Annotated in this window: 23 protein-coding genes and 1 pseudogene; 17 read left to right on the forward strand and 7 right to left on the reverse strand. The window is 59.9% G+C overall.

Annotated elements, in window-relative coordinates; genetic code table 11:
* The 7 genes and pseudogenes from BMZ91_RS22045 to BMZ91_RS03005 form a co-directional block, all read left to right on the forward strand.
* Nucleotides 1-106 (forward strand): annotated as a pseudogene (locus tag BMZ91_RS22045) (IS110 family transposase); the annotation flags it as partial.
* A 336-nt stretch (nucleotides 107-442) separates the two neighbouring features.
* A complete protein-coding gene (locus BMZ91_RS02980) occupies nucleotides 443-2236 on the forward strand; it encodes an ABC transporter transmembrane domain-containing protein (protein ID WP_092834166.1) in 1794 nt (597 codons plus the stop codon).
* Nucleotides 2237-2308: 72 nt separating this feature from the next.
* Nucleotides 2309-2620 carry an ETC complex I subunit gene (locus BMZ91_RS02985; protein WP_092834168.1) on the forward strand — a complete coding sequence of 104 codons (312 nt, stop codon included), beginning with the start codon at nucleotides 2309-2311 and terminating at the stop codon, nucleotides 2618-2620.
* Between the two features lie 146 nt (nucleotides 2621-2766).
* Complete coding sequence (gene ppk2 / locus BMZ91_RS02990) at nucleotides 2767-3681, forward strand: polyphosphate kinase 2 (RefSeq protein ID WP_092834170.1); 915 nt, start codon at nucleotides 2767-2769, stop codon at nucleotides 3679-3681.
* 73 nt (nucleotides 3682-3754) lie between these two features.
* A complete protein-coding gene (locus BMZ91_RS02995; protein ID WP_092834172.1) occupies nucleotides 3755-4399 on the forward strand; it encodes a DUF1007 family protein in 645 nt (214 codons plus the stop codon).
* A complete protein-coding gene (locus BMZ91_RS03000; protein WP_092834174.1) occupies nucleotides 4381-5283 on the forward strand; it encodes a nickel/cobalt transporter in 903 nt (300 codons plus the stop codon). Before BMZ91_RS02995 ends, BMZ91_RS03000 begins: the two co-directional genes overlap by 19 nt.
* Before the next feature lie 42 nt (nucleotides 5284-5325).
* Nucleotides 5326-6690, forward strand: a complete 1365-nt coding sequence (locus BMZ91_RS03005) for an MATE family efflux transporter (protein WP_092834176.1) — start codon at nucleotides 5326-5328, stop codon at nucleotides 6688-6690.
* Between the two features lie 24 nt (nucleotides 6691-6714).
* On the opposite strand, the gene BMZ91_RS03010 is transcribed toward BMZ91_RS03005, so the two are convergent.
* Together BMZ91_RS03010 and BMZ91_RS03015 are read right to left on the reverse strand one after the other, a co-directional pair.
* Nucleotides 6715-7119, reverse strand: a complete 405-nt coding sequence (locus tag BMZ91_RS03010) for a hypothetical protein (RefSeq protein ID WP_092834178.1) — start codon at nucleotides 7117-7119, stop codon at nucleotides 6715-6717.
* Between the two features lie 9 nt (nucleotides 7120-7128).
* Entirely contained in the window at nucleotides 7129-8331 is a 1203-nt protein-coding gene (locus BMZ91_RS03015) for a pyridoxal phosphate-dependent aminotransferase (protein WP_092834180.1), read from the reverse strand.
* An 85-nt stretch (nucleotides 8332-8416) separates the two neighbouring features.
* On the opposite strand from BMZ91_RS03015, the gene BMZ91_RS03020 reads away from it, so the two are divergent.
* From BMZ91_RS03020 to BMZ91_RS03030, 3 genes are all read left to right on the forward strand, one after another.
* A complete protein-coding gene (locus tag BMZ91_RS03020; RefSeq protein ID WP_092834182.1) occupies nucleotides 8417-8818 on the forward strand; it encodes a helix-turn-helix domain-containing protein in 402 nt (133 codons plus the stop codon).
* Nucleotides 8811-9074, forward strand: a complete 264-nt coding sequence (locus BMZ91_RS03025) for an FAD assembly factor SdhE (protein ID WP_092834184.1) — start codon at nucleotides 8811-8813, stop codon at nucleotides 9072-9074. The genes BMZ91_RS03020 and BMZ91_RS03025 overlap by 8 nt, the downstream gene beginning before the upstream one ends.
* A gap of 90 nt (nucleotides 9075-9164) precedes the next feature.
* Nucleotides 9165-9665: a MarR family winged helix-turn-helix transcriptional regulator gene (locus BMZ91_RS03030; RefSeq protein ID WP_092835085.1), complete on the forward strand. Its 501-nt coding sequence runs from the start codon at nucleotides 9165-9167 to the stop codon at nucleotides 9663-9665.
* On the opposite strand, the gene BMZ91_RS03035 is transcribed toward BMZ91_RS03030, so the two are convergent.
* From BMZ91_RS03035 to BMZ91_RS03050, 4 genes are all read right to left on the reverse strand, one after another.
* Complete coding sequence (locus BMZ91_RS03035; RefSeq protein ID WP_245736190.1) at nucleotides 9659-10360, reverse strand: DUF1194 domain-containing protein; 702 nt, start codon at nucleotides 10358-10360, stop codon at nucleotides 9659-9661. The genes BMZ91_RS03030 and BMZ91_RS03035 overlap by 7 nt on opposite strands.
* The gene (locus tag BMZ91_RS03040; protein WP_092834188.1) at nucleotides 10354-10782 is read right to left on the reverse strand and encodes a VOC family protein; all 429 of its coding nucleotides are present in this window, start codon (nucleotides 10780-10782) and stop codon (nucleotides 10354-10356) included. Before BMZ91_RS03040 ends, BMZ91_RS03035 begins: the two co-directional genes overlap by 7 nt.
* Nucleotides 10783-10874: 92 nt before the next feature.
* Entirely contained in the window at nucleotides 10875-12245 is a 1371-nt protein-coding gene (locus BMZ91_RS03045; RefSeq protein ID WP_092834190.1) for a surface lipoprotein assembly modifier, read from the reverse strand.
* 6 nt (nucleotides 12246-12251) lie between these two features.
* The gene (locus BMZ91_RS03050; protein WP_092834192.1) at nucleotides 12252-13373 is read right to left on the reverse strand and encodes a hypothetical protein; all 1122 of its coding nucleotides are present in this window, start codon (nucleotides 13371-13373) and stop codon (nucleotides 12252-12254) included.
* A 208-nt stretch (nucleotides 13374-13581) separates the two neighbouring features.
* Here BMZ91_RS03050 and thyX point away from each other — a divergent pair, with 208 nt between their 5' ends.
* The 4 genes from thyX to BMZ91_RS03065 all read left to right on the forward strand — a co-directional run bounded on the left by thyX (nucleotide 13582) and on the right by BMZ91_RS03065 (nucleotide 15767).
* Nucleotides 13582-14487 carry an FAD-dependent thymidylate synthase gene (gene thyX, locus BMZ91_RS03055; protein WP_092835087.1) on the forward strand — a complete coding sequence of 302 codons (906 nt, stop codon included), beginning with the start codon at nucleotides 13582-13584 and terminating at the stop codon, nucleotides 14485-14487.
* A gap of 23 nt (nucleotides 14488-14510) precedes the next feature.
* Nucleotides 14511-14990 (forward strand): hypothetical protein, encoded by a 480-nt coding sequence (locus BMZ91_RS03060; protein WP_143076288.1) that lies wholly within the window; start codon nucleotides 14511-14513, stop codon nucleotides 14988-14990.
* A 20-nt stretch (nucleotides 14991-15010) separates the two neighbouring features.
* The gene (locus BMZ91_RS21930; protein WP_281243331.1) at nucleotides 15011-15136 is read left to right on the forward strand and encodes a hypothetical protein; all 126 of its coding nucleotides are present in this window, start codon (nucleotides 15011-15013) and stop codon (nucleotides 15134-15136) included.
* 232 nt (nucleotides 15137-15368) lie between these two features.
* Nucleotides 15369-15767 (forward strand): DUF2177 family protein, encoded by a 399-nt coding sequence (locus BMZ91_RS03065; protein ID WP_092834196.1) that lies wholly within the window; start codon nucleotides 15369-15371, stop codon nucleotides 15765-15767.
* Between the two features lie 192 nt (nucleotides 15768-15959).
* On the opposite strand, the gene BMZ91_RS21035 is transcribed toward BMZ91_RS03065, so the two are convergent.
* Nucleotides 15960-16226: a hypothetical protein gene (locus BMZ91_RS21035; RefSeq protein WP_143076289.1), complete on the reverse strand. Its 267-nt coding sequence runs from the start codon at nucleotides 16224-16226 to the stop codon at nucleotides 15960-15962.
* Between BMZ91_RS21035 and BMZ91_RS03070 the strand changes: the two genes are divergently transcribed.
* Genes BMZ91_RS03070 through BMZ91_RS03080 form a run of 3 tightly spaced genes read left to right on the forward strand, consistent with a single transcriptional unit; the run spans nucleotide 16216 to nucleotide 17341 of the window.
* Complete coding sequence (locus BMZ91_RS03070; RefSeq protein WP_143076290.1) at nucleotides 16216-16569, forward strand: hypothetical protein; 354 nt, start codon at nucleotides 16216-16218, stop codon at nucleotides 16567-16569. The genes BMZ91_RS21035 and BMZ91_RS03070 overlap by 11 nt on opposite strands.
* The gene (locus tag BMZ91_RS03075) at nucleotides 16566-17114 is read left to right on the forward strand and encodes a head-tail connector protein (RefSeq protein ID WP_092834200.1); all 549 of its coding nucleotides are present in this window, start codon (nucleotides 16566-16568) and stop codon (nucleotides 17112-17114) included. Before BMZ91_RS03070 ends, BMZ91_RS03075 begins: the two co-directional genes overlap by 4 nt.
* A complete protein-coding gene (locus tag BMZ91_RS03080; protein ID WP_092834202.1) occupies nucleotides 17111-17341 on the forward strand; it encodes a hypothetical protein in 231 nt (76 codons plus the stop codon). Before BMZ91_RS03075 ends, BMZ91_RS03080 begins: the two co-directional genes overlap by 4 nt.
* Nucleotides 17342-17672 lie beyond the last annotated feature (331 nt).

The following is a 17672-nucleotide window of genomic DNA, read 5'->3' on the forward strand; positions in this document are numbered from 1 at the left end:
CGGCAAGCAGATCTTGGGCCGAACGTCGAAGATGGGGCAACGGGATATCCGGCGACTACTTATAATCGGCGCAATGTCAGTCATTCGATGGGCAACCCGCAAAGGAACAACCCCGCGCCCCAGTCGTCTAACCTCTATTGCGGAAAGTTCCTTAGCACGTCTTGGCATGCGACCCCACATTCAACCCGCCCAAAAATTTGTAGTTAGTTGCTACGTCATGTGACTGGTCGATACAGCGAAAATACGTAAATACATGTTTTATATTGATATATCATATAGGGTGCTACTAGGTGCTACGTGAGAATGGAGTTCGTCGCCCGCTCTAGCTTTTGCCTGATTATGGCCTTTTCCCCGATCCTGCCCCCTGTGGTCGATCTGCCCCCTTGACCCCGGCGCCTTGCCCGGCCAAGAACCAAACCCAAACGACGAGGGAACCCGACGAATGGCACGAACGCCCAAGGCTGCCGCATTGCAGGACCGCGAAAAATCGAAACGCCTTGGTATTTTGGGCGAGCTTTGGCCGTTTCTGCGCCCCTATCGACCGCTTCTGGCCGGGGCGATCCTGGCACTTGTTCTTACGGCGAGTGTGGCGCTTGTCCTGCCGCTGGCGGTACGCCGCGTGGTCGATAACTTCGGTGGCGAAGATGGCGCCATTCTGGATCAGTATTTCGGCGCGGCGCTGTTGATTGCGGCGCTTTTGGCGGTTGGCACCGGGCTTCGCTATATGCTTGTCACCCGGCTTGGCGAGCGGGTCGTGGCCGATATCCGCAAGGCGGTGTTTGACCGTGTGATCACCATGAGCCCGGCGTTTTTCGAGCGGCTGATGACCGGCGAGGTTCTAAGCCGGATCACCACCGACACCACGCTTATCCTCTCGGTCATAAGCTCGTCTGTCTCGATCGCGCTGCGTAACCTGTTGATTTTCCTCGGCGGTATGGGGCTGATGCTCATCACCTCGCCCAAGCTGACCGGCATGGTCCTGTTGATTGTGCCGCTTGTGATCGTGCCGATCCTGACGCTGGGGCGCAAGATGCGGGTGCTGAGCCGTGAAAATCAGGATTGGATCGCCAATAGTTCCGGCAATGCCTCCGAGGCGCTGTTGTCGGTGCAGACAGTGCAGGCCTTTACCCATGAGGCCGAGAGCCGCGCGCGCTTTGCCGATGTGACCGAGCGCAGCCATGACGCCGCGCGCCGCCGCATCAACACCCGCGCGCTGATGACTGTGATCGTGATCTTTCTTGTGTTTACTGGCGTCGTCGGCGTGCTTTGGATAGGCGCGCGCGATGTGCGGGCGGGCGGGATGACCGCCGGGAGCCTTGTTCAATTCGTGATCTATTCGGTCATGGTCGCCGGGGCCGTGGCCGCGCTGTCGGAAATCTGGGGCGAGTTGCAGCGCGCGGCCGGTGCCACTGAACGTCTTGTCGAACTGCTTCAGGCCGACGACCCGGTCAAAGACCCAAGCGCTCCAAAATCCGTCACCCGCCCGGTCAAGGGCGCGATTGACTTTGAGGGTGTGCGCTTTGCCTATCCGTCGCGGCCCGAAACCCTGGCGCTTGACGATCTCACTCTCTCGATCAGGGCCGGTGAAACCGTGGCCCTTGTCGGCCCGTCGGGCGCGGGCAAGACCAGCGTGATCCAGATGATCCAGCGGTTCTATGATCCCGATGAGGGCCGCGTGACGCTGGATGGTGTGTCGCTTGCGGATATGGCGCGCCATGATTTCCGCCGCGATCTGGCGCTGGTGCCGCAGGACCCGGTGATCTTTGCCGCCTCGGCGCGGGACAACATCCGCTTTGGCCGCCTTGACGCCAGCGATGCGCAGGTCGAAGAGGCCGCCCGTGCCGCCGCCGCTTATGGTTTTATCAAAGCGCTCCCCGAAGGCTTTGACACCTATGTCGGTGAGCGCGGCGTGATGCTCTCGGGCGGTCAGAAACAGCGGATCGCCATTGCCCGTGCCATTCTGCGCGACGCGCCGGTCCTGTTGCTGGACGAGGCGACATCCTCGCTTGACGCGGAAAGCGAGCGCGCGGTGCAGCATGCGGTCGATGCCATGGCGCGCACCCGCACCACGATCATCGTCGCCCACCGTCTGGCCACGGTCAAAAAGGCCGACCGGATCATCGTCATGGATCAGGGCCGGATCGTGGCGCAGGGCACCCACGATAGCCTTGTGTCCGAAAATGGTCTGTACGCCCGGCTTGCGCGCCTGCAATTCACCGATGGCGAGGCCGCCTGAGCGTGGCCATTCGCCCCTTGCCGTGCGCGCGGCAATTTGGGATAACAAGCGAAGAATTGACAGGAGTCGCCGATGTCCGCGCGTATTTACCAACCCGCCCGTAACGCCATGCAGTCCGGCACCGGCAAAACCAAATACTGGGTGCTTGAATATGTCTCGGAGCGCGCGCGCGAGGTTGATCCGCTGATGGGCTGGACCTCGTCGAATGACACCCAGGCCCAGGTGCGCCTGCGCTTTGACACCAAAGAGGCCGCGCTTGATTACGCCAAGGCGCAGGGCATCGACGCGGTGGTGCAAGAGCCCCACAAGCGCAAACCCAACATCCGCCCGGGCGGTTATGGCGACAACTTCGCCACCGCCCGCCGTCAGGTCTGGACACACTGACGCAAGCGGGTTTTGCCGCAAACGAGCCAAGCCGATTTCGGATTTGAAGGCTTTTGCCGGGAATTGCAAAGCATGTTGATGCCGATCAAGGACCGCTGAGCGGTTTTCTTTTATGATTGTGAGAGCAATCTTAAAGGAGACGTTGAATGAGTGTGAAACCCGTTGGCCAGGCGGCCCTGCCGGACAGTGAAAAATCCGACGATCTTGATCAGGTCACCACCCTGCGCCAGTCCTTTGAGAATGGCGAATACCCCTATGATACCAAAATGGGGCGCGCCGAATATGAGGCCATGAAAGCCAAGCTTCAGGCCGAGTTGCTCAAGGTTCAGATCTGGGCGCAAGAGACCGGGCAGAAGTTTGTGCTGCTGTTTGAGGGGCGCGATGCGGCGGGCAAGGGGGGCACGATCAAGCGCTTTACCGAGCATCTCAATCCGCGCGCGGCGCGGGTGGTGGCGCTCAACAAGCCCACTGATACCGAACGCGGCCAGTGGTTTTTTCAGCGCTATATCGAACATCTGCCGACCTCGGGCGAAATGGTGCTTTATGACCGCTCTTGGTATAACCGCGCGGGCGTTGAGCGGGTCATGGGCTTTTGCGAGCCGCATGAATACCTTGAATTCATGCGCCAGACGCCGGAGCTTGAACGGATGTTGGTGCGCTCTGGCATCCGGCTTTACAAATACTGGTTTTCGGTCACGCAGGCCGAGCAGAAGCGTCGCTTTGACAGCCGCGCCACCGATCCGCTGAAACAGTGGAAGCTTAGCCCGATCGACAAGCAGAGCCTTGGCAAATGGCAGGAATATACCGACGCGAAAGAGGCGATGTTCTTTTACACCGACACCGCCGATGCGCCCTGGACCGTGGTCAAATCCAACGACAAGAAACGCGCGCGGCTGAATTGTATGCTGCATTTCCTCAATTCGCTGGATTATCCGGGCAAAGACCTTGAGGTCGCCCATGCCCCCGATCCGCAGATCATCTCGACCGCGCAGCACGTGTTGCACGGCGCCGATCAGATTCTCGGTAAGTCGCTGCACCCCGAAGATCGCAAGGCGCGCTGATTTTCGCGTATCGACGACAGGCGCGCGACGAGTGCTGTTGCCCGCGTGGGCGGGCTTGCGTAAAGATGCAGTTATGACTCTGATCCGCCGCATCGCGCTTGTGCTCTGTCTTTGCCTGCCTGTCGGTGGGCTAGGGGCGCATCCGCATGTTTTCGTGGATGTGGCGCTGACATTCACCGGGGACGGCGCGGGCAATCTGTCCCGCGTCAAGGTGACCTGGAGCTATGACGATTTCTTTTCTCTGCTCATTCTCAGTGACATGGGGATGGACAGCGACGGCGAAGGCGTGCTCACCGAAGAGGAGCTGACCCGCCTCAAGGGCTTTGATCTTGTGGAATGGCCCGAGGGGTTCGAGGGCGATCTTTACATTCACCAGGGTGAGGAAAAGATTGCGCTTGATCACCCTGTACCCACCGCCGTCGCGCTTGAGAACGGCCGGATCGTCGCAACGCACGAGCGCACCTTCGGCCCGGTGCCGGGTGATGGTCTCAAGGTCGAGGCCTATGATCCGACCTATTACGTGGACTACAGGCTGACCGGATCGGTCACTTTGCCGAAGGGATGCAGCTCTGACATTCGCGAACCTGATCTTGACGAGTCGCAACGCGCCTTTCGCGAAATGCTCGGCCAACTCGGCGCAGAAGAGCAATATGACCCTGTCGAGGTCGGCAACCTTTTTGCCCAGACACTTTATCTGTCATGCGCCGCCCCGTCCTGAGCCTTGCCGCACTCGCGCTCATTGGCGTGGTGATGTGGCTCTGGGGTTTTGGCGGGGCCTCTGTGGTTTCCGGCTGGGCAAGGGCCGGGCAGGCCGAGACGCAACAGGCGATGGCGCGGCTTTTGCGCAGTCTGCGCGCCGGTGATCCGGGGGCGCTTGCGGGGCTTTTGGGCCTGTGCTTTGCCTACGGGTTCTTTCACGCGGCAGGGCCGGGTCATGGCAAGATCCTGATCGGCGGTTATGGCATGGCCGCACGGGTCAGCGCGTTGCGCCTTGCGGGGCTCGCGCTTGGCTCCAGCCTCGCGCAGGCCGCCTCTGCGGTGGTGCTGGTCTATGCGGGCGTGTTCTTCTTTGATCTGACGCGGCAGAACATGACCGGGCTGGCTGAGGGTATCATGGCGCCTGCCAGCTATGGTGCTATTGCCGTTGTCGGCGGATGGCTCGCGCTGCGCGGGTTGCGCCGGTTCCTGCGCGCGCCGCGCCCTGCGCCGCATGGGCATGACGGCCACTGTTCCAGTTGTGGCCACCGGCACGGCCCCAGCCCTTCCGAGGCTGCTGCTGTGAACAATTGGCGGGACGGTCTGGCCCTTGTCGCCGCCGTGGCGATCCGGCCTTGTACCGGTGCGCTTTTCCTGTTGATCCTGACCTGGCGTATGGGCTTGGGGATGGCGGGCATTTTTGGCACCTTCGCCATGGGGCTGGGCACGGCGAGCGTGACCCTTGCCGTGGCGCTTGCCTCGGTCACGCTGCGCGAGGGTACGCTGGCGCGGCTTTCTACCTCCGGTCAGGGCCGCGGGCTTGCGCGCGCGCTGCCGCTGCTGGAGCTGACGGCGGGTGTGGTGATCACGGCACTTTCGCTGCAACTGATGCTTGCGGTGCTGTGACGGGGCTTGCGTGCGGGCGCGCGCGCGTCTAACGCCAACCACATGCACCACCGTCTGACATATCGCCAGCACGCGCGCGCGACGCTGCTGCTTGGTCTGCCTCTGATTGGCAGCCACGTGGCGCAATTTGCCATCAACCTGAGCGACGCCGTCATGCTGGGGTGGTATTCGGTCGAGGCCCTGGCCGCCGAGGTTCTGGGCGGGACGCTGTTTTTCGTGCTGTTCATCATGGGCTCGGGCTTTGCCTGGGCGGTGATGCCGATGGTCGCCTCGGCCCAGGCCTCGGGGCAGGAAACACAGGTGCGCCGGGTCACCCGCATGGGGCTTTGGGCCTCGTTGCTTTACGGCGTCACGGTGATGCCGGTGATGATCTGGTCAGAGGCGGTTTTTGCCATGTTGGGGCAAGACCCGGACGTGGCAAACCTGGCCGGGCAGTACCTTGGGATTGCAGGTTGGGCGATCCTGCCCGCCCTTTTGGTGATGGTGCTCAAATCCTATCTCGCGGCGCTGGAGCGGACCGGCGTCGTGCTTTGGGTGACATTGGCCGCCGTGGTACTGAATGTCGGGATCAATTACCTTTTGATTTTCGGCAATTTCGGCTTTCCCGAGATGGGCGTGCGCGGCGCGGCGGTTGCCTCGCTTGTGGTGAATATTGCCGCCCTGCTGGCGCTCTGTGTCTATGTCAGCGCGAGCGCGCCGGAACATGCGCTGTTTCAACGGCTCTGGCGCCCCGACTGGGAGGCGCTTGGCGCGGTGTTCCGGCTTGGCTGGCCGATTGGCATCACCAGCCTTGCCGAGGTCGGGCTATTTGCGGCGGCCTCGGTGATGATGGGCTGGCTCGGGACGCTGTCGCTGGCGGCGCATGGTATTGCGCTTCAGGTGACATCGGTGGTGTTCATGGTGCATCTTGGCCTTTCGAACGTGGCCACGGTGCGCGCGGGCCAGGCCTTTGGGCGTGGCGACGGGCCGGGGCTGCGCGACGGTGCCAAGGTGGTGCTTTGCATGGCTGGCTTGGTCGCACTTGTCACGATGGTGATCTTTCTGGTGTTGCCCGACCCTCTGATCGGGGTGTTTCTCGATCCGCAAGACCCCGATCGCGCGGCGGTGATGGCGGCGGGGCGACATCTTTTGGCGGCGGCGGCGCTGTTTCAGCTGGTCGATGCGGCGCAGGTTTCGGCACTTGGCCTGTTGCGTGGGGTGCAGGACACTCATGTGCCGATGGTGATTGCCGCCCTCAGCTATTGGGCGGTCGGCGTGCCGGTCAGTTATGGTCTGGGGTTCGTCTTTGGCTTTGGAGGCCCCGGCATCTGGCTTGGTCTCGCGGCGGGGCTGGCGCTGGCGGGGGTGTTCATGCTGGTGCGCTTCTGGGGCTGGTCGGCGCGCGGGGTGGGCACGCGGGACAGTTGAGTATTTGGGCCAAGAAGAAGCCCCTCAGCCGTCTTTCAGCAAGCGATCCGCCGTTTTGCGCACCAGCACCGTGCGCAGGTCGTGCATCGCCAGCAACAGAGCATCGGTGACCTCTTCAAGCTGGGACTCGGTGGCGCGCGATTGCGCCCAGTGGGTGGTGGTGTTGAGGTAATCCACCGCCCGCAGAATATCGTCGATATCGCGATGTTCGATCAGTTTGGCCCGCTCGGCCATCCAGTCGCTGATGGCGGCGATATCCTCGTCGCTGAGCGCGCGGTCGCCATGCGGCTTGATTTCGGATTTGCGGATGTTGACGACGGCGATCTGTTCCATGTCGATACGACGCTGGCGGTTCTCGGTATCAACCCGGAACACGAAGGCGCCGTTTTCACGGACCCTGAAATAATAATCTGGCAGGTCGTCCGCCATGGATACCCCTTACCGCAAGTCTGCGCAAAACGTCTGAATGCGGGCACAGGCCTCTTTCAGCGCGTCGTCAGAGGTAGCGTAGCTGACCCGAAAGTTTGGCGAAAGCCCAAAGGCCGCACCGAACACCACGGCAACGCCGGTTTCTTCCAGAAGGGCGGTGGCGAAGGCCTCATCCGTCTCGATCAGCGTGCCGGCCTTGCTTGTCTTGCCGATCAGCCCGGCAATCGACGGGTAGACATAAAAGGCGCCATTCGGGGTCGGGCAGTCGATGCCGTCAATCGCGCTCAGCATGCTGACCACAAGATCGCGGCGGCGTTTGAACATGGCGTTATTGGCGGCGATGAAATCATGGCTGCCGTTCAGCGCCTCGACAGCCGCCCATTGGCTGATGGTGCAGGGGTTCGATGTGCTTTGCGACTGAATCTTGCGCATCGCGCCGATCAGATCCTGCGGCCCCGCCGCATAGCCGATCCGCCAGCCGGTCATCGCATAGGCCTTGGACACGCCATTACAGGTGAGCGTGCGCGCGTAAAGCCCCGGTTCGACCTGTGCCGGGGTGCAGAATTCAAAGCCGTCATAGGTGAGATGTTCATACATGTCGTCGGTCATCACCCAGACGTGGGGGTGGCGCATCAGCACATCGGTGAGCGCCTTGAGCTCGTCCCAGGTATAGCCCGCCCCGGTGGGGTTGCTGGGCGAGTTGAAGATGAACCATTTGGTTTTCGGGGTGATCGCCGCCTCAAGCGCCTCGGGGCTCAGCTTGAAGCCGGTCTCGATGCCCGCGGGCGCGATTACCGGCTCGCCGCCCGCAAGCAGCACCATGTCGGGATAGCTGACCCAATAGGGGGCGGGGATCACCACCTCGTCGCCGGGGTTCAGGGTCGCCATCAGCGCATTGTAGAGGATCTGTTTGCCGCCCGTGCCGACGCTGACCTGCGCCGGGGTGTAATCGAGGCCGTTGTCACGCCTGAACTTGGTACAGATTGCCGCCTTGAGCTCGGGGATGCCATCGACGGCGGTGTATTTCGTCTTGCCCGCCTCAATGGCGCGGATGCCGGCCGCCTTGATGTGATCGGGGGTGTCAAAATCCGGCTCGCCCGCGCCGAGGCCGATGACATCGCGCCCGGCGGCTTTCAATTCCTGCGCTTTGGTGGTCACGGCAATCGTAGGCGAGGGTTTGACCCGCGACAGGCTGGCGGAAAGGATGGACATCACGTACTCCGGTTTGAATTCGCTCGTAAGATGTCATAGGTTGCCGCAAAAGGTTGATCAAGCACGATCACTGGAAAGGAATATCATGACGACCGATACAGACGACAGCTGGTTTGACCCGGACACGACCACGTTTGGCGACCGGGTTGCAGGCGCGCGCGAGCGCAGTGGCATGACCCAGACCGAGATGGCGAAACGTCTTGGCGTAAAGCTCAAGACCCTCAAGGGCTGGGAAGATGACCAGTCAGAACCGCGCGCCAACAAGCTCTCGATGATGGCGGGACTGTTGAATGTTTCGCTGTTGTGGCTGTTGTCGGGAGAGGGCGAAGGCCCCGATGGCCCTGCGGCCGGCGATCTGTCGCCTGATATCAACGAAATGCTGACCGAGATTCGCGATATTCGCGCCCAGCTTAGCCTGTCGACCGATCGCCTGGGGCGTCTTGAGAAAAATCTGCGCTCGAAACTGCGGGAAGAAGCGGGTGAGTGAACGGCCCGAGCATCGCCTGAAACGGCTTCGCATGCGATCCATGCGGCGCGGCATCAAGGAAATGGACATCATTCTCGCCCGCTATGCCGAGGTTCGGCTTGCGGCGATGGATGCGGGCCAACTTGATGAATTCGAAGCGCTTTTGGACGAAAACGACCAGGATCTGTATCAATGGGTGACGGGCCAGGTGCCCCCGCCCGCCCCTTTTACCGGGCTGGTCGGTGATATCGCCGAGGTCGCCTGTTCGGCAAAGTAGATTGCATTTTAGCTGCTATTGCCACAGTTTAACCGATTGTTGTGCATTTTGGGTCAGTTTCCAATCCGAGCAGTATGCACGGAGATGGACATGAGTTTTCACAGCCCCCTGAACGCCCCGACGGATCACAAGACGTTCATCACGGATTATCTTGATGCACTATCACTGGTTGAACGCCTGCACCGGTTGTTGCTTGATGTGATCAAGGATGAATTCGAGCGCGTTGGCGTTCTTGAGATCAACGCGGTTCAGGCGCTGCTGCTGTTCAATATCGGCGACAATGAGGTCACCGCCGGTGAACTCAAGACGCGCGGATATTACCAGGGCAGCAATGTCAGCTATAACCTCAAGAAGCTGGTCGAGATGGGCTATATGCACCATCAGCGCTGCGAGGTGGATCGCCGCTCGGTTCGGGTGCGCCTGACCGAAAAGGGCCGCACGATCCGCGATGTGGTGTCCGGCCTGTTCGAGCGCCACGCCGAAGGGCTTGAGGGGCGCGGTGTGCTTGGCCCTGACGGGCTTGATCAAATTGCCACGTCACTGCGCCGGGTCGAGAGATATTGGACCGATCAGATCCGCTATATCTATTGAGGCGGGATATGCGGGGCAGGGGACAATGCGCCCAGAACGATATCGTTGATCTCGCGGTACAGCTTGCGTGCCATGGCGGATTGAAAATCCTCGAACCCCTGCGCGACCTCGGTAAAGGCACGGGGGCCGCGCACGACCTGGCGTTGGTAATAGTCCAGAACCTCGATGTCATGGCCAAGGATCACGAGACCGTTGACGGTGATCCCATCGAGCGGAAAATGCTGATAGGCAAGATCGGGGCCGAAGCCGTCATTATTGATGCCATCGCCGGAGATGTCGATCACCCGCCGGTCGCAGTCTGGCGCGCGCGCCATCACCTGCGCGCCGTATCCAAGACCCGAGCCAAGCGCGGTAGGGTAATCGGAGGTCCGGCGTGTCATCGCCGCCAGAACAGCGACAGCCCCCGTGATATCGGCGTCTCTGCGCAGCATGGTCCAGTCGAGATGCACCTTTTGCTGAAAGCGGCCACTCCATTCATAGACGCTCAGGGCGACATCGCCGGGGGCGCCACGCAGGATCGCATGGCGCACCTCGGGCGCATCGAGCGCCGAGGCAAGCCCGATCCGTTGAAGATCATATTCGCCGGGGTCCACCGAAGAGGACACATCAAGCGCCAAAACCAGCGCCAGACGACAGGCGGCGGTGGCCTGACCTGTCGTCACCAGCGCCAGAAAAAGGGCGGCGAGCCTTACCAATGACCGATGTTTTCCATGCTCGCCCAAGGTTCTGCCGGGGCCAGCGGGTCGCCCTCTTGCAGCAATTCCACCGAAATATTGTCAGGGCTGCGCACAAAGGCCATGCGGCCATCGCGCGGCGGGCGATTAATCACGACGCCATTGTCCTGCAAGTGCTGGCACATCTCGTAGATATTTTCGACAGAATAGGCCAGATGGCCAAAATTGCGGCTGTCATCGGGCAGCGCCTCATCGCCATCCCAGTTATAGGTCAGCTCGACCGGGCATTCCTCTTGCCCTTCGGGGGCCATGAAAAGCAGGGTAAAGCGCCCGCCTTCATGGTCCATACGGCGGGTCTCTTTCAGGCCAAGCAGGCTGTAGAACGCAACCGAGGCCTCAAGGTCTTTCACCCGAACCATCGTGTGCAGATATCTTACGCGCATCGTTTTCCTCCGATCATTTCTGTTTCGAGCAGAGGATAGTGGCGGCTGCGCGCATGTCGAGGGCAAACCGGGCCTGGGCAACGCCGGATGGTCTAGAAAACCGACTTCAGACCAAGAGTAAGACCGAATTCTTCGCTATCGAACAGTGAGATATTCGAGCTGGTCTGCGTTGCGTTGAATCCGACCGTGGGGGCGAAGCCAAAATAATCCAGATCTGAAAGAAAGACCGATACCCCAAGTGTCTTGCGTCGATCACGTCGCTTAACGGTCGTCAGAAGCGGCTGGTCGAAGTCGCGTGCCAGATAGGCAAGGGAAAACGTCGGCACCACACCGCTGCCGATATCACCGGGCGAGTAATATCCAAATATCTGCGCCGCCTGATGCTCGATCAAGGCCGACCGTGACGCAGTGTCCGACAGCGTGAACTGGACCCCCATCATACCCTTTTTCTTGAGTTTGAAGTGCAGACGTCCGGTCAGGTCGATGATGTCCGCCGAGCGCGCGCTGACGTCCTTGCGCTCTTCATGCTCAAGCCCAAGTTTGAACCCGAGGATCGTTTGCGGTGTCACGCTCATGTCACGCCCAAGCTCAAAGCGGGTGTAATCGGACAACTGATTATTGCCGCTCCAGTTGCGGCCTTGGATCAGGTCATAGGTCATTCGGGCGCGTCCACCGTTCTGGATGTGATCGAGCCCTAACTTAAGCTCAATCGCGCGGAAATCGTAATCGTTGCTGCTTGCGGTGGGCACCTTGCGTTTGGATTTGTCACTCAGGATGAACTGACGCTCGTCCAGATGAACCCCGGCCGAAAAGCGGAGGGTGTTGGTCAGGTCGAAGCGGCGCGTCACCTCGATATCAGTGCCGACTTCATAGCCTGACAAAGGCACCGCCGCCGGGTCGATAAAGACCAACCCGCCAATCTCGAGCTGGTTGGAAGTTGGCCCGTTATTGACGTTGGACGAAGGCGCGAAGCGCAGCCCGATCTGCACATTCCAGGGGTTCGCATTGCGCGCCTGTTGAAATTTTTTCACCGCCGCCTGGCGCATGCTTTCCTTCGGGGCCGCCTCGGCCGAACGGCGCGACCAAAACTGGGCCTGGGTGTATTTTTCGCCAGATATAAGCGCCTGCGAGACGGTATAAGATGAGGTAAAACGATCATTGTCAGTTTCGGCGACACGAAATGCCTGCTTTGCAATCTTTTCGGATTCCTCGGCGTTGCCTAGTGATAACTCGGCCCGCGACAGGATCAGCAGGGCGACATAGTCGTTTTCATTTGATTGGAGGATGCCTCTGGCCACCGCGCGTGCCGCACGTGGACGTCGGTTGTTGAGCAGTTCCGATGCAAAGACCCGTGCCTCCGGGATCGAAAGCCGCTTTTCCTCGGTTTTGGCTGTCGTGCCCGACAGGCCAAAACAGGCGGCCAGAAGGACCGCGGCGATCTGGGGAAGCGGAACGCGTGCCATTCTTGCTTACGGGATAACCTGATCCGCACCTATCACGCCAAGTTCGCGGGCGTTGAAATCACTTCTGAATTCCTGAGTGTCGATCGTGGTCGAGGTGATTACGGCGCCGGTCGGCAGGTCTGCGGCCTGAACCCTTACAACAGGTGTTTCAAAACCTGCGTCAACCAGTGCCTGCACTGTAACTCTGGCTTCTGGTGTCAGTGCGTTCGCGGTGCCAGTGGTCGTTCCGGTGGGGGTCACCACCTCGAATTCGACTGTTTCAAAAGACACAGTTTGAAGCTCTGCAACCCCTTCGATCAGCGTTAACGCACCAATTTCTTCACCATTCACGCCAGCGATCAGACCTTCATAGCTGCCGTTGTCGCGAATATTGCCATCAGGGGTAAACGTGTTAGCGGTTCCGCCCTCAAATACCCCGGTTTCCGTGTTGAAGGTCACGCTGTTTAAGATCAGGTTAGGCAAGCCAGCAAGCGCCGTGCCATCCGGCAGAGTCCGTGTGCGATTTGACACCGAACCGACGATATTTCCCTGAAGGCCGGCGGCCGGGTCAAGATCGTTGATATCCAGCAACAACTCGGCATCACCGGTCACAAGGTGAAGGCCGGTTCTGTCGTCGAATGTCCGCACTCCGGCATAGACGCCAGTGTAAACGTACTCGCCATTGGCCGGCAGGTTAAAGCTGTCGCGTTTGATGTTTGCGCCGCCAAACCCGAAATCGCCCCATTCCGCGCCCGCCGCCGCCGTGGCTTCCAAGTCGTCACGCTTGACGAATACGGCATAATGCTGAATGCGCCCGGTCGTGGGCGTCTTGCGGCTGGCAAAGAATTCCGCCTCGTTGCGGCTCCCGATATTGTCGTAAATCTGTTCTGGGCCGTCGAACGGCAGGTTGTTGATGATAAGCTGGTTGTTGACCTCGTCAAAGGTCACGCTGTTCATTGTCAAGTCTTGACCTGTATCGAACAGGAACCGGGAATTCACGTCGACATTGGGGTCAGTGGGATCAATGTTCGGGTCTTCGGTGGTCGTGTCGGTCGGCTCCGCTGGCGCATCCCCTTCAAAGGGGTTTGATCCGCTGCCACAGCCGCCCAAGAGGGCAGCAGCCGCCAAGCCTGCCACTAGGTATTTCATGATGAGACTGCCCTCAATTTGATCGTTTTTTTGTTCTTTGAGGGCAGACTCAAGTGTAACTGCGCAAAAGTCAATCTTTGATGCGACCCGAGGTTGCAGAAAACACGGGACTGTGGCCAGCACACATATACCCGATATTGGCTTCCCACGGGGCCTATCCGCAAGATATAGTTGGCTCCGACTCATTCTAGTGATGGAAGGCCCCAGCATGCCCCTTAGCAAAGACCAACAGGCAGAAATCGACGCCCAACGCGAGACGTCCCATTCCACCCTGCGCGCCACCGCTCCGGGGATGGAAAAGCACCTTTATACTGCCCATCCGGTTCTGGATCACGGCTTCGTGCGGGTGATTGACTACATGGGCGACGACAACGCCATCACCCAGGCCGCACGCGTTTCTTACGGCAAGGGCACCAAATCGGTACAGAACGACGAGGGCCTGATCCGCTATCTCATGCGGCACTGGCATTCGACCCCGTTTGAGATGTGCGAGATCAAGCTGCACGTCAAACTGCCGGTTTTTGTCGCCCGCCAGTGGATCAGGCACCGCACCGCCAACGTCAACGAATATTCCGCCCGCTACTCTATCCTTGACCGAGAGTTTTATATTCCCGCCCCCGATGCGCTCAACGCGCAATCGGTGGTCAACAATCAGGGTCGCGGCGAGGCGCTCTCGGGGGACGAGGCGCAGCGCGTGCTGAAATACCTGACCGACGACGCGATGCGCTGCTATGACCACTACGAAGAGATGATCTCGGACGAGGGCCAACAGGGGCTCGCGCGCGAGCTGGCGCGGATGAACCTTCCGGCCAATATCTATACGCAGTGGTACTGGAAGGTCGATCTGCACAACCTGCTGCACTTCCTGCGCCTGCGCGCCGATGCCCACGCCCAATACGAGATCCGCGTCTACGCCGACGCCATCTGCAAAATCACCGCCGACTGGGTGCCCTATGCCTATAAGGCCTTCGAGGATTACCGCATGGGGGGAGCGAATTTGTCCGCCACCGCCCTTGAGTGCGTGCGCCGGATGCTGAAGGGTGAGGCGGTGACGCAGGAGACCTCGGGCATGTCGAAGGGGGAATGGCGAGAGTTTGAGGGGGTTATTGGGTGAGGCTTTGAGTAGCCATAAATACCATGGAACCAACGCAGTTAGCATATGAATTATCCGTCAAGCAGCTCAATTTGCAAAGAGAGGATTTGCGGAATATTAGAAATCAAGCAGCATTTGCCGCTGCGATTTCTGGACTGATTGCAACAGTATTTTCCAGCATGATGGGATCAGAAAACGTATCGAGATTGTTAGTTGGAGATGCGTTTTTAGGGCTTAACGTAGAAAGCGTCTTGCTATTCTTCACTTTTGGGGGATCGCTAGCTTTCGCAATACGTGTGCAAATCAATTGGCAAAAAGTTACGTTCGATCTCAACCCACTATATATTCTATCCTCTTTTGATGAGGGGATAACGGCTGAAGCAATCCAATGTACGCTAGCAAAAGATGCCGACCGTTTTTTTAATGAAAATGAGTCCGTCGTCGATGATGCAAAGTTTAATTTGCGAATGAGTTTAATTTTGTCGTGGTCACAAATTCCTGCTTGGCTACTGCTGATCTACTAAACAGAATAAGAGGTTTGAGAATGGCTGAAACAGAAAAGAAACCAATTGAGCAACCGATTTCGTCTGGAAAGCCGACATATCGCGAAATCATCAAAGAAAATGACAATAGCCTGTCTAGGAAAATGCCAAAGGATCAAGACAACTGATCTCACGTTTGAGCATTTAAGTAAGCGTAGGGTGGGTGAAACCCACGCGTTTTGCGGATGACTGGATTCGCATCGCGTGGGTTTCACCCACCCTACATGAACCCGCCCGGCAATGCCGGGCCGCGCCCGATCCACCCCATGGGCGGGCGCGTTTGCGGCGTTGCCTACGTAAAACCCATCCAATCCCCGGCCCCCTGCGTAACCCGTACAAACACCCAAACGGACCGGACACATGCAAATCCTTATCCTCTACCTCGTCACCGCGCTCGTCTTTCTTGGCCTTGATGCCATAATGCTCAAAACCGTGATGCGCCCGCTGTTTGAGGGGCATATCGGCGATATGTTGGCCGACGATCTGCGGCTGGTGCCCGCGGCACTTTTCTACCTTTTCTATGTCGCGGGCGTCCTGTGGTTTGTCTCACTCCCCGCCCTGCGCGCGGGTGCGCCGCTCAATGCGCTTTTGGCCGGCGCCTTTCTGGGCGCGCTGGCTTACGGCACCTACGAGTTCACCAACCTCGCCACCCTGCGCGGCTGGCACTGGCAGATGGTCGCGGTTGACGTGACATGGGGCGCGGTTCTGACCGGCGTGTCGGCCTTCGCCGGGGTCATCGCGGCGCGCGCCTGGGGTTAGGGCGGGCGCGGTGTTCTGTGCAAACTGCACCGATTTAAACGTAGGGTGGGTGCACCCCACGCGTTTCTCTGCCAAGGTTCTGAGAATGGTGCCACCGGATACGAACTCATGCCACCATCCGGAAGGACCGAAATAAAAACGCCGGAATCTAACCTCAAGGAGTTCAGCGCCAGGGCGCTGTTGCGGCCGCCTCTAAAATGCTCCCGTCGGATAAGGACCAGCCGCGCCCTGAACGCCTTGGCGCAGATGGCGGCTAAGTATCTGAAGTTTAAAGCGTTTTGGAAAAGTGGCAGCCCGTAGGGTTGTTGCAGTTTCCAGCGAAAACAACGGCGTAGGTTGTCCAACCGGCCCCAAGTCCCCCATTGATAACAAAGCGGAAAAGCCCGCTTTGTCCAACGCAAAAAAGCGGTCCAGTTTCAGCCAATTCATGAAGCCGGAACACAAGCGCATGTCGCGCATGATCGGCTACACCCTGACCCTCGGCGATGCTGACGCATGGGCCGGTTTCACGACCGTGGCAATGGCGCGCCTGACCGTCGAAGAGCGCGCCGCGTTGGCATGGGCGGCACTCCGGGCGCTCGATACCCCGGAACAGGCCGAGCAGGTCGCAGAAGCGGTCCTGTCCTTCGCCGATTACCCCCTGCCGACCTTCCTCAATCCGATGGACGATGCGCGCTGGTGGGCTTCTTTCGCTTCTCTGAAAGAGCGCAAGGCGTATGCGCTGGCAGCCTATGAGGCCCTGCCCATGCGCGAGCAGATGGCGTTCCGCAACCATATCTCGGAAGTGGAGATCGCCGCATGAAGATGCTTGTTCACCGGACTGCGGACGGCGCGGCTCTGCCCTTCATCCTCGATGACTTGAAGCTGCACCTTCGGGTTCCCGATGACGCCGAAGATACGGCGGTGCAGAACATCGGCCTGACGGCGGCGGCAGAGATCGAGCAATTCGCCCAGATCGCCCTGCTGACCCAGACGATCCGCGTCACGATCTTCAACCCGGCGCAAGAGTATGGCTTGAGCCTGCCCATCGGCCCTGTGGCGGACGATGACCTGCCGACCGTGACCATCGACGGCGAGGCGTTCACCGCCTTTGACTTTGTGGGCGGCAACCGTCCCTACATCCGATGGCTGGCGAGCTACTACGACCTGACCCCCAGCCGCATCATCATCGAATATCAGGCCGGGTTCGGCGCGGGCGCATCGGACGTTCCGCCCGACCTCGCTCAAGCCCTCATGGATCAGGCCGCGCTGCACTATGACGGCAGGTCGCCGATGGACGCCAAGTCCCTGACGACATCGCCGCACATGGCCCGCGTGGGCGCTCGCTATCGCGGGGTGCAGGTATGACCGACCGTGAGCTTGATGAACTGCTGACGATCCGCTGGCCCATGGTCATGCGGCGCGTGATGGCGGACGGCACGGACGAATGGCTCAAGGGCTTTGTCCGGTCCATCGCCAAACACGGGAAGCGCGCGTCGTGGCGTCCCACGGGGAAGCAAGAGCAGATCATGCGGCGGCTGGTGTCCGAGCTGGGCACCGCCCCCGAGCGTGATGTTGAGCTGATCGAGAGGTGAGAAAGACGAAGCCCGCCGTTGGCGCGGCGGGCTATGCGGCAGTCGGCGTTCACGGGTTAGCCGGGGCTGACGCATCACAGTGCTACCGGGTAACGGGCCAAAGCACAAGGGCAGCTATTCCGCGTCGTGCGGTCTCTCCAAGCCCTAAGGCCCCACTGCCACCCTCTACGGCGGTGAACATGGGAGAGCGGACCGAGCCGAGGGAAAGGCAGGTCTGGCCTAAGCGGCGGCCCGGCTCCGGTGAGCAGGCAAGATCGCGGCGGTCAGGGCGGGAGGCGGGTTTTCAACCCCGCTGGAGTAACCCGCTTTCTGACCGTCACAGCAACCCTCA

It is taken from the genome of Roseovarius lutimaris (assembly GCF_900115165.1).
GTDB classification, from domain to species: Bacteria; Pseudomonadota; Alphaproteobacteria; order Rhodobacterales; family Rhodobacteraceae; genus Roseovarius; species Roseovarius lutimaris.

What these genes read in the sequence shown, in the direction of transcription:
- BMZ91_RS03045 (WP_092834190.1), bottom strand. Translation starts at nt 12,245, where the DNA reads ATGGCACGCGTTCCGCTTCCCCAGATCGCCGCGGTCCTTCTGGCCGCC.
- thyX (WP_092835087.1), top strand. Translation starts at nt 13,582, where the DNA reads ATGCCCCTTAGCAAAGACCAACAGGCAGAAATCGACGCCCAACGCGAG.
- BMZ91_RS21930 (WP_281243331.1), top strand. Translation starts at nt 15,011, where the DNA reads ATGGCTGAAACAGAAAAGAAACCAATTGAGCAACCGATTTCGTCTGGA.
- BMZ91_RS03015 (WP_092834180.1), bottom strand. Translation starts at nt 8,331, where the DNA reads ATGTCCATCCTTTCCGCCAGCCTGTCGCGGGTCAAACCCTCGCCTACG.
- BMZ91_RS02985 (WP_092834168.1), top strand. Translation starts at nt 2,309, where the DNA reads ATGTCCGCGCGTATTTACCAACCCGCCCGTAACGCCATGCAGTCCGGC.
- BMZ91_RS03030 (WP_092835085.1), top strand. Translation starts at nt 9,165, where the DNA reads ATGAGTTTTCACAGCCCCCTGAACGCCCCGACGGATCACAAGACGTTC.
- BMZ91_RS02980 (WP_092834166.1), top strand. Translation starts at nt 443, where the DNA reads ATGGCACGAACGCCCAAGGCTGCCGCATTGCAGGACCGCGAAAAATCG.
- BMZ91_RS03065 (WP_092834196.1), top strand. Translation starts at nt 15,369, where the DNA reads ATGCAAATCCTTATCCTCTACCTCGTCACCGCGCTCGTCTTTCTTGGC.
- BMZ91_RS03075 (WP_092834200.1), top strand. Translation starts at nt 16,566, where the DNA reads ATGAAGATGCTTGTTCACCGGACTGCGGACGGCGCGGCTCTGCCCTTC.
- BMZ91_RS03070 (WP_143076290.1), top strand. Translation starts at nt 16,216, where the DNA reads ATGTCGCGCATGATCGGCTACACCCTGACCCTCGGCGATGCTGACGCA.
- ppk2 (WP_092834170.1), top strand. Translation starts at nt 2,767, where the DNA reads ATGAGTGTGAAACCCGTTGGCCAGGCGGCCCTGCCGGACAGTGAAAAA.
- BMZ91_RS03020 (WP_092834182.1), top strand. Translation starts at nt 8,417, where the DNA reads ATGACGACCGATACAGACGACAGCTGGTTTGACCCGGACACGACCACG.
- BMZ91_RS03005 (WP_092834176.1), top strand. Translation starts at nt 5,326, where the DNA reads ATGCACCACCGTCTGACATATCGCCAGCACGCGCGCGCGACGCTGCTG.
- BMZ91_RS03010 (WP_092834178.1), bottom strand. Translation starts at nt 7,119, where the DNA reads ATGGCGGACGACCTGCCAGATTATTATTTCAGGGTCCGTGAAAACGGC.
- BMZ91_RS03050 (WP_092834192.1), bottom strand. Translation starts at nt 13,373, where the DNA reads ATGAAATACCTAGTGGCAGGCTTGGCGGCTGCTGCCCTCTTGGGCGGC.
- BMZ91_RS03080 (WP_092834202.1), top strand. Translation starts at nt 17,111, where the DNA reads ATGACCGACCGTGAGCTTGATGAACTGCTGACGATCCGCTGGCCCATG.
- BMZ91_RS03040 (WP_092834188.1), bottom strand. Translation starts at nt 10,782, where the DNA reads ATGCGCGTAAGATATCTGCACACGATGGTTCGGGTGAAAGACCTTGAG.
- BMZ91_RS21035 (WP_143076289.1), bottom strand. Translation starts at nt 16,226, where the DNA reads ATGCGCGACATGCGCTTGTGTTCCGGCTTCATGAATTGGCTGAAACTG.
- BMZ91_RS03000 (WP_092834174.1), top strand. Translation starts at nt 4,381, where the DNA reads ATGCGCCGCCCCGTCCTGAGCCTTGCCGCACTCGCGCTCATTGGCGTG.
- BMZ91_RS03060 (WP_143076288.1), top strand. Translation starts at nt 14,511, where the DNA reads ATGGAACCAACGCAGTTAGCATATGAATTATCCGTCAAGCAGCTCAAT.
- BMZ91_RS02995 (WP_092834172.1), top strand. Translation starts at nt 3,755, where the DNA reads ATGACTCTGATCCGCCGCATCGCGCTTGTGCTCTGTCTTTGCCTGCCT.